Below are 12120 nucleotides of genomic sequence, written 5' to 3' on the forward strand. Positions count from 1 at the left end.
CACAGGTGATACAACTCAAGCGTTATATTGCCCGTCGAAAAGAAGGCCCGCAAGAAAACTATCTCGTCGTATTCGAGGTGGGACTCACGCATCCTCAAGACGCTTCAGCAGCCCAGCATCACGGCTCATAACGAAGTCCGTACCGGCCACGATACATAGGACGGGGCGATGATCGGCGCCTCGATGAGGCCCCGGCTCGGACGTTGGTCGCTGTCATCTGATGTTGATCTTCCGCGGATCAGGGAATCCGAGTGAGACGTACCCTGGCGCCCGTTTGCTCAGGGACGCTGCGAGTACGGGTGTGGATTCGTCGTAGTAGTCGTGAACGGTTGCTACAGTTTTCCCCGGGTATGGCCGGATAACCCGGCCGACGTACTGGACCAGTCTGCCTTTGAACGACACAGGCGCTGCCAGGAACAGGGTATCCAGTTTGGGGCAATCAAAGCCTTCTCCAATGTATGAGCCGGTGCCCAGGACCAGCAGCGGCTGCGCATCATCGGTGGTAGCAAGAAGGTCGACGGCGGCCTGCCGTTCCTTGGCTTTCATGGCGCCGGTAAAGACCACTGGCTTCAGACCAGCCGCCTCGAACCGGGATCTGAGGGATTCTAGATGGGCTTTCCAGGTCGTCAGTACAAGGATTCGGGAGTTCTGTTCGTAAGCTTCGATGACGTCGTCGTAAACTTGCTGGATGCGTTCCGCATCCGCGATCAAGTCCTTGTAGATGGCAGAAATCCCGCCCGGCTCGCTGGGGTCCGCGGCGCCATCGTACGCGTATGTTGTCCGGTGCAGTTCCAAAGTCAGCGCCGGCCCGACTATCTCGCGTGCGTGCGTTGGCAGTTGTTGCGGAACGGCTGGGGAAATCGTGTGTGAGATTTGGCCGAGCTGGTGGTAGATCAGCGAGTCCAGCTTGTCCCGCCGGTACGGTGTGGCCGTCAGCCCCAGCCAGTACCGGGCGTGGATCTGGTTCATGACGTGGGTGAACGCTGCCGCCGGGACGTGGTGACATTCGTCCACGATGACGAAACCGTAGCCGGCGGTCAGCTCGGCAACATTTTCCCGCCGTGCCAGCGTAGGCAGGAGTGCGACGTCGAGCCGACCCGTCGTCTTTGCACGCCCGCCTCCGATTTGGCCGCATTGCTCGTCTAAGAACTCACGGATGCGGCTGCGCCATTGCTCCGCCAAGGCTTTGCGATCAACCAGAATAAGCGTTGAGACGCCACGAAGTGCCATCGCAGCACACGCGATTACAGTCTTTCCGGTACCGGGCGGGGCCACCAGGACTCCATGCTCGGCGGCAGTGGCGGCGTCCACGGCATCTTGTTGTTCCGCGCGCAGGCGGGCCGAGCACTCGAAACTGTGAGCAGTGCCTTCCGCCCGTTGATCATCGATGCGCAGCGAGCTGCCACTCGATTCGACGAGTTGCTTCAAGAAGGGCAACAACCCACGCGGCAGAATAAGGTCGCCGTCAAGCGTTTCGTCGTAGTTGCGTAGGTATCGGGGAATATTCCAGGTGGATCGCCTCTGGCGTTGGCGTTCATAGAACTCAGGGTTCGGCATGGAAGCGGCATGCTTGACGGCTGAGATCATGGCTGGGCCAAGGTCTGCTGCCTTGATAGTAAGGCGTGATGCGAATGCGACTCGGACGATCAGAGCGGGGCGTGGAACGATCTTGGACGATTGCGGCAGTTCAAGCCGGCGAACCTCTTGTCCCAACTTGACGGCGGGCAGCCTTCGGACATGGGTACAAGCTTCTCGCTCCGAAAGCCGATCCAGGCTGGACAGGTACGCCCATTGGTCCTCATATGGTTCGAGGGTCGTAGTGTCGAGGAACAACGTCGTGCCGTGGTGTCGGCGCTTGCCGTTCAGCGGCGCAGCAATCAGGTTACCCATGCCTTTGCCCGAATGAACGTCCTGGGCGGGGAAAAGCCTGTCATAGCTGGCCAGGCTCATGCTGCCACGCAATGCCATCGCCTCGTGGATGAGACCGGTGCCAAGCTGGCGTGCTACGGACGCCGGTACTGCGGTGCTGAAGAAGATCCACACGTGGGCGCCACGTCCTGATTGGGATACTTCCAACGCTGCGGGAATTCCACGAAAGCGAGCAGCCTTGATGTACGCCAAAGCATCCAGCATTGCGGCGCCGCCGTCAAAGTCCGCCGCCACCCACCAACAGGTGTCCTGTTCGGTCAAGGGATAGAGGCCAATGTGCTGTATTCCGCGTAAATGATCCGCAACAACGAACGGAGTAAGCGCCAGGAAACTGGCACCCGCGATGTTTGCGCCCTTGCGCCAGCCACCGGCGACCGCAGGAACCCAGCCGAGCGACCGTCCCGGGAGTTTTCCCACCGAACGGCATAGACGTCGCTGCGCGCCCTGAACAAGTCCTGAAAAAGACGGACTTTCGCTTCCGGAGACGATTCCATGGTTACAGGGCCATGGTGCAACACCGCGGGAATTACAGCCTGGGCCAGGTGCGCTGCCTTTGACTCCGCTTCCGTGAGTTCCAAGAGTTTCCGCAGCCTGGCATTGTCGAGACGAAGCTCCTCGAGCTCACGTCTGACCGCCCTGTCTGCCGCAGCGGACAGGCCCGGCAATGCAGGTTGACCACCAGCTTCGGGAGTGTCTTCAATCACGGTTCCATTGTTGTCGGTAGAAGCCACTACACCGAAACCAGAAAAAAATCATTACCCCGAAGGTGGTAATGCCGAACGTACCGCCAACTGCGCCCGTCCCCCAGCTTGGGACGAGTCATGTAGTCGCCGCCCCACCCCGCTATGAAGTTGCAAGAACACAGGACTATCGGTCACCCAAGGAAAACGAGGCACCAGGCCAGATCAACGGCCCCCAACAAAAAATGGCCCCCAAAGGGGCCCCTATGTGAACATTTGTCCACACTCAGAGGCCCACAAGCCCCTGAACAGGGAAAACACGTGCCCGAGGTGGGACTCGAACTGCATTCCAGGCCTTGGAAACATAGGGGACTCGCGAAAACATGCGGAAACCAAGCCAATCCGACCGATCTCCGACCCGATCCGAAGCCAAAGGTGTTGACAGTGTCAACACCTTTCTTTTCGCCTATCCGGACGGTTATCGCTCAGAGACCCAGCTTTTGATGCTACTTACAGGAGCTTCCCTTCATCTCGTTGAGCACAAAGTCTCTGAGGACTCTTTAAGGGGCAGCGCATGGGCTACGCCCACTACTTTCCCGGCCTAAGCGCCACGCCCATAGTCGTCGCCGACGCCAGCAAGATCATCAAAGCATCTGTTGTGCCGATCTGCGGACCGCGACGCGAGGGAACGCCCGTCCTCCGCTGCATGTTGTCATCCTGAAAAGCCCGATAATAGCTGGGCCGGTCCTCCGCGCAACCAGGGCGCTGCCGCGCCGGCCCGGAACCGGAAACTTCTCCACCGCGACGTGACTGCTCCTAGGGCCTCACGAAGTCTCCCAACCCCGTTGCCGGTTCCCCAAGTTGCCCTCCAGCCCCTCAACCAGCAGCTGGTCCCCTACCAGAACGACGCCCCAGCCCGACCACAGTGTAATCACGATTAAAAAGCCACCACCCAAGCGCGTCCACAGACAACGCAACTGGCATCGCACAGCACCAACTGGCAACTTGACGGGAGGTCCATTATCGGCGTTCAAAGTCGGGAGTCCGGCGAAAGGGAGTCACCACGACGCTGATTTTGGCCGTTTGGGCCTTGCGTAGGTCACTGTTGAAGAAACCGGCGGAATTTGGGTACTTCGACGTCGACGAGTCGACCGCCACGGTCGTCCACCCTGTGGAGTACGCAAGCGCACCGCACATGGCGAACCAAGACCTTCCGCGGCTCTGCATCCTCGACGGCGACAATCTCACCTTGGACTCACCGCCCATGAGCTCCAACGGCGAGGACCTTGGCAGTTACATCAAGTGGACGCGGAGCTGGATCTGAGGGGCGCGCCATGGACTCGATTCGCCGTATCGTCACGGGACATGATTCAGCAGGCAAGGCTGTCTTCCTGGAAGACGGCGACCCCCTACATCCAGGAGATCATCGGACCGCGACCGCTGACTTCTGTCAGTGATGGTCGAAAACTGAGCCGTTTTGTGGGCGGCGGAATTCAGTGGTCGTTGCAACGGTTTATGGTTCTGTCGGTTGGTGAAGACAGTCTAGCCAGGTGCTCGGCGGGGCTCTGCCAGCTCAGGATTTCGCGAGGCCGCCGGTTGAGTTCAGCGGCGACTGCGGTGAGGTGTTCTGGACTATGGACGCTTAGGTCTGTTCCTTTCGGGAAGTACTGGCGGAGCAGGCCCATTGGTGTTCTCATTTGACCCGCGTTGCCAGGGGCTGGCGGGATCACAAAAGTAGACGGGTATGAGAGTGCGCTGGGTGAAGTCCTGGTGGCAGGCCATTTCGGTGCCCTGATCCCAGGTGAGGGAACGGCGCAGATGGGCAGGGAGGATGCTCATCGTTGCTTCCAAACGGTCGCGCACGTTCTCCGCTCCGCGGTTGCCTGCCAGGTGCACGAGGAGGACGAAGCGCGTGGTGCGTTCAACCAACGTGCCAATGGCCGAGCGACTGCCCTTTCCAATGATAAATGGTCTCCGGCACAACGTGCATTTCCGGTTGTCCCGGATAATCCGAGCGCAGACGCTTGCTGATCTGACGGGGGCTCCAGCGTTGTTCCAGGCGCTCGTGCACGACGTCCCGCAGCTCCTGGTTGCCGGCGATCTTCCCGGTGCGCTGACGGCTCCTTCTGCGCTCGGCGCTGCGCTGGGCAGTCCGGGGACGGTAGTTGCCGGATGGTTCATGGACGTTGCGGCGGATCTCCCTGCTCACGGTCGACGGACTTCGCCCGAGCTCCACGGCAATGGCACGGATACTGTGGCCGGCGTGCAACAGGTCCGCGATGGTTATCCGGTCTGACTCGGATAAAAACCGGGCTGAGATTACCGCCGGCCGCTGGTGGGAAATCGGAGGGTACGTCTTGATGTCTCCGGACTTCAAGACGACTTCGTGGCCGTGCCGCCAGCGAGTGCCCGAGCTACGGCTGATCCCCACGATCCGACAGGCTTCTGTATTGCCCATTCCCTGCTTCATCAGCTGATCATAGTGAACCCGGGCAGCGTTCTTGGGAGGGGCGCCCCGGGACTTTCTTGGTCTTTTCATCTCTCCCAATTGCAACTCCTAAAAGCTCAGGTGTTGCAACGACCACTGGACGCCAAGCCGTCACAATGGCTCAGTTTTCGACCGTCACCGACAACTTCTGGCAGAACACGCACACGCCGGCGGATAACGAGAAGGACTACTTCTCAGGAGGCGCTACCCTGCGTCCGCCGCCCAACGGCAGTGTGTCTAAATGCAGCACGGGGATCGCTCAGTTCGGGGGCTTGCAGCTCGCTTCCGTCAAGCTGTCCTTCGAGCGTCAATCTGTCCTTCGACATGATCAACCTTTCAGAAGGTGGCGGTGGGGGGCTTGGCGAGGAAATGGTAGTCCGGCGCTGTTACGAAGGATTGGTGGAGGTCGCCGATGCTTTCGATCCAGGTGTCAAGCCTGTCGCCGGGTTGTAGGAACAGTGGAGGGTTTCGGCCCACTCCGACCCCTGCGGGCGTACCCGTGAAGATGACATCACCCGGGTAAAGGGCAGGGCTAATGCAAAGTCGCTGGTGATGGCCTGATTCGTGCGAGTCTGAGGGCCCGGTGGGCGTTTCTGGCGGTGTGTCTGGTGGCCTTGGCGATGTTGGTCGTTTTGGCCATCCGGTAGAGGCTGATGGCGAGGTTCCGCAGCGAGGCCATGAGCCGCGGCGCGTTGCCCGTGCGCACCTGGGAACCATCCTCGGCGAACGTGACGTCCCGGGTCCAATGCAGCCGGTTCTCGATCGTCCAGTGCCCGCGGACCCAGGCGTTGAGCTGCGCGGGGCTGGCTTTCCGGGCCGGCAGGGACGTGATCATGTAGACCGTTTCAACACTCCATTTCCGGCTGGTGAGCGGACGGGACCGGCGGGTGATTTGGGCGGCCTGGGCCGCGTGGGGGAAGAGGATGCCGGCCTCGATGGTGACGACCTTGATGACCCGGGAACCGGTGCGGCCGTGGCTGCGGTACCGCTGGCGGTCCCCGACGGGTACGTCCTTCCAGGGCAGCGCTTTCAGCTGCCGCTGCAGGCTCCTTTGGTTTCCCTTGACGCAAAGGACATAGTGCGCGCCGCGGCCGTGCAGGTAGGTGGCGTGGGAGCGTTGGGTGTGCATCGCATCGGCGGTGACCACCATGCCGTCAAGGTCCGTGAACTTGTCCAAAAGAGTCGTGAACAAGGTGATCTCGTTGGTCTTCACGCCCACGTCGACCTGCCCCAGGACGGTGCCGGTGGCGTGGTCCACGGCGGCCATCAGATGCACCCGGGAGCCGCCGCCGTTCTTCGCGCCGCGGACTTCCTTGCCGTCCACGGCGATGACGGCCGGCTTCACCTGCGCGGTGACCCATGCCCCGATGGCGGTATCGAACGCATCTCCATCGATCCTGGCCAAGACACGCTGGATCGTGGTCACGTGCGGGACGCCAATTCCCGCTTTGGCCAGGGGGTTGCGGCCCGTGTCGGCCGCCCATTCGGCGATCTCGGCGAAGGACTTCGCCCCGGAGAGGACGGCGCAGATTGCCAGCGCCAGGATTCCCGTCAGCCCGTACCGGATGCCCCGGCGTTTCCTGGGATCCGGGACGGAATCCAGGACGTCCCGCATCGTGCCGGGCGTCACGGCCGGCTTCGCCTGTGCCGGCATGTCCTCCAAGTGGCGTGCGAGGGCCTGGATGGGGGAAGATGGCATGAAGGAACTCCTGCTAAGCGGCGATCTAGACAATCACCTGTTTAACAGGAGTTCCCCTTCTTTAAAAGCACCCATCCAGCGCGTGTCAGCGCCTACTCGCCGGGCATGCTCAACGACTTTGCATCAGCCCTGGGGTAAAGGGGCGTGAGCATAAACGATCTCTACGGAACCGGCTGTCTTGGCATGTCGGGGAGAGGAAGAGTGGCTTCGGCAGCGGTATTCATATCGGTCGTGCTGCCCGTCGAATGGCCTCAATATGGTGAACGCGAAGCTCTACGCCGCGGGCCTTCTCCAGGAGCCGGCGGTCACAATGGCTATCAGCAGCGGCCCAGGCGATGGAAGAGTCAGCGGTGGCCGAATCTATTAGTCCGGTACTTGCCAAGCGTCCATGAATCCATATTTCAACTTCAGCTCCCGGCAGCTTACTCCAGTCATCGAACCGGACGATCACGTTGGAATCTCCCTTTTGCTCTTGAGATGGTGTGAATTATGTCGCTATGCGCGAGGGAAGGACCATGAGGCCGCCGATCGTCCGGGGATCGACTCATTCTCGGGCCTTAGAGCTCGCCCGAACCGACCGCGCCAGGGAATCTTCGTCCGGAAAAGACTCTTCCGAGAGCAGTTAGATGACCATCGTCAGGCCCCTCATCAGAATCTTGGCGGAGCGTCAGGCGGGCTTACGGTTCCGCAGAGTTTCCGATGGCGATAGTCCGTACCTGTTTCGGTATGCGGCTGCAAATCGCGGCACATGGCTAAAACCCCATTTGTAAGCGATGTCTTTGACGTTCGTTCCGTCTTCAGCGTTGGTCCTAAGAAGGTCCTCATGTGCCCTTGCCAAACGGATATCGCGCAAATACGCCATTGGAGTTGTCCCTAAATGAACTTTGAAGCTGTCCTCAAGTGTGCGCAGACTGACCCCGGCGGCCTGCGCCAGATTTGCAGCAGAGTATTGTTCTTCGGGTGCTTCCTGGACTAAGTCAATGACGCGCTTTACTGTCCGCGGACGAACCTCGAGTGTTCCGTCACGGAGGCTAGCCGAGTAATTGTTGGATTGCGCGTGCAGTAGCTGAACCATCAGCAGGTTTTCGAAATTGGACAGGATCAGCGGTTGGTGAAGAATGTCGGGATCCTCCCTAAGATCGTCAAGCAGAATCCGGAGCGTCCTCCGCCAGGCCCTGACTGGGTTATCGGAGGTCCTCATGCCGGGATCGAAATGCAGCGGAGCGTCCAGGCGATGTCCGAGTGCCTGGGACAGGTGCTGTTCGATGGCTTCACGGCTGATCTTGATGCACAGTTGCTCGCATCCTTCGCTCCACCGCATTTCCGACCGCTCCGCTGGGTCAAGAACGACACCGAGCTCCGGCCCTGAATATATGGTCTCTTTGCCGCTCTTGGAGATTGTCGTTCCGCTTATAGGTAGATTGACCTGAAAGTAGCCAAGCCTGCCAGTGCGAATAATCACTTCGGGCCCGTGCCCCAGCTGAGCTATCGTCAGATTTTTCAGTCTGGCTGCCGATAGCCGGACGTTCAGTTGGCTCCCCCCCTCAGCGGGAACAAGCTCATGGGGGCTGAACAGGGAGGAAATCCTCCGCTGGGCATCGTCCCTGTTCTCCGATCGATAGGTGTCGGTGGCACCGATTAAATTTTGGTCCTCTTTGACCATGAATACTCACTACCTCAGTAGGCTGGGCCAGTCAGATTTTGTGGTGCATCAGGTTCAACGTTACTCGCGGACTCAGGTTCCTGGTGTGCGCGTGGCGCGTAGGGTTACGGTGTTTCCGCCAGGAAGTCCTCGACAAGACTGACAAAACGCGCGGTGTGCTCTATCTGCACCCAGTGCCCACACCTGCCGAAGACATGCAGCTGTGAGTTGTCGATCAGGTCAAGAAGACGGTAGGAGTTCTGCAACGGGATGACTTGGTCATCCCGGCCATGAACAATGAGCGTACTGTGGGAAATCCCCTTGATCAGCTCCTCACTGACGGCCATTCTGTTCACTGATTCCTGCCGGGGAGCAGGAAACATTGAAGAATATGCCTCTTGGACGCCGGGACGGATCGCAGCCGTCAACCTCAGCGCGGCGAGTTCCCTGTCGTTGGCAAGTGAACTGTCAAAAGCGAAGACCCCCAGAAGTTCTTGCATTGCTTCCAGTGAAGGCTTAAACCCCCAGACTTTTTCGAGACCTTCGGTGATGGGAAAGGAAACCCCGACGCTCCCCATCAGAACCAGGCGATCTATCCTTTCCGGGAAGCGTGTGGCGAGGTGAAGTGCCAGTGATCCGCCAAAGCTGTTCCCGACGATGGACGCCTTGTCTACGCCCAGTGCATCAAGAAGGCCCACGAGGTGGGATACCCAGAGGTCGGCACTGTACTGCTCCCCCTCGAGCCGCTCGGTGTATCCGAATCCCCTGACGTCCGGGGCAATCACGCGGTGCTTCTTGGACAACTCGGGGATTACAAGCCGCCAGTTCGCCCAGGCGGTAACGCCGGGACCGGAGCCATGAATCAGGACAACGACCGGACCCTCGCCCTCGTCGTGATAATTCGTGGATATCCCATTCACCTCGACGGAGCGGGAGATTTCGGGCGTACTGGCTGTGGTGGTCGACATGATTTTCTCCTGAATTTGGCGGGCGTTTCATCGCTCTGCAGCGAGCGTACATCACGCAGGAAGGCCAAAAGTGAGTCTCCTCACACGTAACTGCGAGATGTGGATCATCGCTGCGCAACCCGGATCGCCACGCTGATTCTGAATCCTAATGTTGATCACACGCAGGCCGATGGGGAGTGTCAAGGCATCCCCGGACAAGGAGGTCCCATCATGAAAAGCGCGACACTAGTAGAACCCGTAATCTTCCGGGAAGCCCTTAGCCGCTTTCCCTCGGGAGTGACGGTCGTAGTAACTGAAGACAGCCACGGAGGGCTCCGAGGATTCACTGCAAGTGCCTTCACCGCGCTGTCTCAGGATCCCCCCCTGGTCCTGGTTTGTTTGGCCCGGACCGCCGATTCTTTCCCGGCCTTTCTCACTACGTCGCGATTCGCCATTCACATCGCCGCTCAAAGCGATAAGGACGTCGTCATGCGATTCGCCACCAAGGGAGCGGACAAATTTGCCGGCGACGATTTCCAGACGCATCGTGACGGGCTGCCCGTTCTTAATGGCGGAGCTGCGCGCCTCTCCTGCACCACGCAGGCAGTCCACGACGGCGGTGACCACGTCATCCTCGTCGGCCTGGTCGAGGATGTGGACCTCGGAGACGATGAGGCGCTGGTTTATCACGACCGCAAATTTAAGACGATGGCAGAGATGTCGAAGGCACAGTAGCGCACTAACGGGGTGCGGCCATCCAGCCGCGCAGCTTGCATCAGCAGTTAGACCAACGGAGGCGAAAAAAATGTCAACAGTGTCGTTGGCCAACGGAATCAGCATCGGATACGAAGAACAGGGCGATGGCTACCCTGTCGTACTGTTGCCTGGTTCCGCCGTGGACCACCAAATATTTACTCCAGGAGGGCAATTCTCCGCTCTTAGCGAGAATTTCCGCGTCGTCGCCCTGGACTGGCGGGGGACGGGCGAATCCGACCGTCCAGGCAACGAGTATTGGGCCCCAGACCTTGCCGATGATGTCATCGGCGTATTGGATGCCCTCAACATCGACAAGGCCCACATCGTGGGCATGTCCCAAGGCGCAACCATCGCAATCCGCCTGGCCGCCGAACATCCGGAAAGAGTTAACCGCCTGGTTCTGTACAGCCCTTGGGACCACTCCGATAATTTCCTCGCCCGGCAATTTCGAATCTGGCAGCATTTGTACGCCACAGCCGACCCGTTGGAGTACGGCAAGGCCACGCTCTGGTGGCTGCTATCCCCGGAATTCATCAACGGGCACCCTGACATGGTCGACGGCATAGCCGAAGCCTCTTTTGCCGGCGAGGCTGCCGCCAGCCGCCATGCCCAGGTGCGTTCAGCGCACATAAACGAACTGCATGACGCACGGGACCAACTCCCCGACATAAAAGCACTGACGCTAGTCATTGCAGGAGAAGACGACCGGACGATCCCAGTGGCATATTCGCGTCGGACAGCCGAAGCGATCGCCGGGGCAAAGATCGAGGTCCTAACAGGACCTGGTGCCAGCCACGCTCATTTCCTGGAGCGAGGCGAGGAAGTCACCAAACACACAGTGAACTTCCTTCTGCCCTAAGGGCTTTCACGCAGGAAAACCAGTTTTCAACTCGAACATTAAGGAGGATCCGATGTCTTCTCAAGACGCACGATTCGAAATTGCACACCTGGCCACAGCCGAACTCCTTACCCCTGATTTGGAGGGTTCCCTCTGGTTCTTCACGACGCTGCTTGGCATGCGCGAAACAGGCAGGAGTAACGGGTCCGTCTACCTTCGCTGTTACGAAGACCCATACTCGCACAGCCTCAAGCTGACAGAATCGGACAAGCCCGGCATTGGGGGGCTACGTTGGCGGACCACTTCAGAGGATGCGCTCAACCGGCGCGCAGCTGCCCTTAGCAAGGCCGGTCTGGGAAAGGGCTGGACCGCCGGCGATCTCGGTGTCGGCAAGACATTCGCGTTTGACACTCCCGATGGGCACGCAATGGAGCTGGTCTGGGACATCGAAAAGCACAAGGCAACAGGCGCTGAACGTTCTCCCATCCTGAACCGCCGCTCCAAGCGCCCGCTGCAGGGACTTCCACCCAAGCGCCTGGACCACGTGAACATCATGGCTTCCAACGTACGAGAACAGCGTCAGATCCTTGAACAGACCCTCGGATTCGGAACCCGGGAACAAGTCGTCTCCGGGGACGATGAATTCGGGGCCTGGATGAGCGTCAATATCCTTGGCCACGAACTCGCAATCATGAAAGACCAGACCGGTGCCAAGGCACGCCTTCACCACCTCGCCTTCTACTTCGGGATCCCCCAGCACAACACCGACTTCGCCGAAATCTGCCGCGAGTACGGCATCCAGATCGAAGCCGGCCCCGACGTCCACGGGGTCACACAAGGTGCATTCCTGTACGTCTTGGAACCAGGCGGAAACAGGATCGAACTCTTTGGGAACGCCGGCATTCTTCAACTTGAGCCGGACTGGGAGCCCGTCGTGTGGGACCTGGAAGAGTTCGCCACCGGTGCGGGCCTGGCCGTCGGTGGAACCGTCATGCCGCAGGAATTCCTGCTCTACGGCACGCCCGCAGTCACAGGCCAAGAAGCTATGTTCAGGCAGCAAGCACGCGATTCGAACTACGACTTCCGTGCAATCAAAGTTCCCTAACCAGCGACAGTACCTATCTGCACGAAATACCAACTA

Annotated in this window: 10 protein-coding genes and 2 pseudogenes; 4 read left to right on the plus strand and 8 right to left on the minus strand. The window is 59.6% G+C overall.

Going from position 1 to position 12120, the window contains the following annotated elements:
* Positions 1-213: 213 nt before the first annotated feature.
* Both ACQCSY_RS00510 and ACQCSY_RS00515 read right to left on the minus strand, forming a co-directional pair.
* Positions 214-2274: a TOTE conflict system archaeo-eukaryotic primase domain-containing protein gene (locus ACQCSY_RS00510; RefSeq protein WP_427136018.1), complete on the minus strand. Its 2061-nt coding sequence runs from the start codon at positions 2272-2274 to the stop codon at positions 214-216.
* Complete coding sequence (locus ACQCSY_RS00515; protein ID WP_427136038.1) at positions 2187-2633, minus strand: TOTE conflict system archaeo-eukaryotic primase domain-containing protein; 447 nt, start codon at positions 2631-2633, stop codon at positions 2187-2189. The genes ACQCSY_RS00510 and ACQCSY_RS00515 overlap by 88 nt, the downstream gene beginning before the upstream one ends.
* 1081 nt (positions 2634-3714) lie before the next feature.
* Between ACQCSY_RS00515 and ACQCSY_RS00520 the strand changes: the two genes are divergently transcribed.
* Complete coding sequence (locus tag ACQCSY_RS00520) at positions 3715-3933, plus strand: hypothetical protein (protein WP_427132289.1); 219 nt, start codon at positions 3715-3717, stop codon at positions 3931-3933.
* A gap of 169 nt (positions 3934-4102) precedes the next feature.
* On the opposite strand, the pseudogene ACQCSY_RS00525 reads toward ACQCSY_RS00520, so the two are convergent.
* The 6 genes and pseudogenes from ACQCSY_RS00525 to ACQCSY_RS00550 all read right to left on the minus strand — a co-directional run.
* A pseudogene (locus ACQCSY_RS00525) lies at positions 4103-4671 on the minus strand (IS30 family transposase); the annotation flags it as partial.
* 180 nt (positions 4672-4851) lie between these two features.
* A pseudogene (locus tag ACQCSY_RS00530) lies at positions 4852-5148 on the minus strand (IS30 family transposase); the annotation flags it as partial.
* A 285-nt stretch (positions 5149-5433) separates the two neighbouring features.
* Positions 5434-5634, minus strand: coding sequence for a fumarylacetoacetate hydrolase family protein (locus ACQCSY_RS00535; RefSeq protein ID WP_427136020.1), 201 nt, complete (start codon positions 5632-5634; stop codon positions 5434-5436).
* A complete protein-coding gene (locus ACQCSY_RS00540; protein ID WP_427128838.1) occupies positions 5630-6796 on the minus strand; it encodes an ISAs1 family transposase in 1167 nt (388 codons plus the stop codon). The genes ACQCSY_RS00535 and ACQCSY_RS00540 overlap by 5 nt, the downstream gene beginning before the upstream one ends.
* A 667-nt stretch (positions 6797-7463) precedes the next feature.
* Positions 7464-8459, minus strand: a complete 996-nt coding sequence (locus tag ACQCSY_RS00545; protein ID WP_427132291.1) for an AraC family transcriptional regulator — start codon at positions 8457-8459, stop codon at positions 7464-7466.
* A gap of 104 nt (positions 8460-8563) precedes the next feature.
* The gene (locus ACQCSY_RS00550; RefSeq protein WP_427132293.1) at positions 8564-9406 is read right to left on the minus strand and encodes an alpha/beta fold hydrolase; all 843 of its coding nucleotides are present in this window, start codon (positions 9404-9406) and stop codon (positions 8564-8566) included.
* 210 nt (positions 9407-9616) lie between these two features.
* Between ACQCSY_RS00550 and ACQCSY_RS00555 the strand changes: the two genes are divergently transcribed.
* From ACQCSY_RS00555 to ACQCSY_RS00565, 3 genes are all read left to right on the plus strand, one after another.
* On the plus strand, positions 9617-10120 hold the full coding sequence (locus ACQCSY_RS00555; RefSeq protein WP_427132295.1) for a flavin reductase family protein: 504 nt from the start codon (positions 9617-9619) through the stop codon (positions 10118-10120).
* A 70-nt stretch (positions 10121-10190) separates the two neighbouring features.
* Positions 10191-11000: an alpha/beta fold hydrolase gene (locus ACQCSY_RS00560; RefSeq protein ID WP_427132297.1), complete on the plus strand. Its 810-nt coding sequence runs from the start codon at positions 10191-10193 to the stop codon at positions 10998-11000.
* Between the two features lie 52 nt (positions 11001-11052).
* Positions 11053-12084: a VOC family protein gene (locus tag ACQCSY_RS00565; protein ID WP_427132299.1), complete on the plus strand. Its 1032-nt coding sequence runs from the start codon at positions 11053-11055 to the stop codon at positions 12082-12084.
* Positions 12085-12120 lie beyond the last annotated feature (36 nt).

It is taken from the genome of Pseudarthrobacter sp. S9 (genome assembly GCF_050156545.1).
Lineage (GTDB): Bacteria > Actinomycetota > Actinomycetes > Actinomycetales > Micrococcaceae > Arthrobacter.

Excerpts from the sequence above, each read along its gene's own strand:
- ACQCSY_RS00555 (WP_427132295.1), top strand. The coding sequence starts at position 9,617 with ATGAAAAGCGCGACACTAGTAGAACCCGTAATCTTCCGGGAAGCCCTT.
- ACQCSY_RS00565 (WP_427132299.1), top strand. The coding sequence starts at position 11,053 with ATGTCTTCTCAAGACGCACGATTCGAAATTGCACACCTGGCCACAGCC.
- ACQCSY_RS00560 (WP_427132297.1), top strand. The coding sequence starts at position 10,191 with ATGTCAACAGTGTCGTTGGCCAACGGAATCAGCATCGGATACGAAGAA.
- ACQCSY_RS00540 (WP_427128838.1), bottom strand. The coding sequence starts at position 6,796 with ATGCCATCTTCCCCCATCCAGGCCCTCGCACGCCACTTGGAGGACATG.
- ACQCSY_RS00545 (WP_427132291.1), bottom strand. The coding sequence starts at position 8,459 with ATGGTCAAAGAGGACCAAAATTTAATCGGTGCCACCGACACCTATCGA.
- ACQCSY_RS00550 (WP_427132293.1), bottom strand. The coding sequence starts at position 9,406 with ATGTCGACCACCACAGCCAGTACGCCCGAAATCTCCCGCTCCGTCGAG.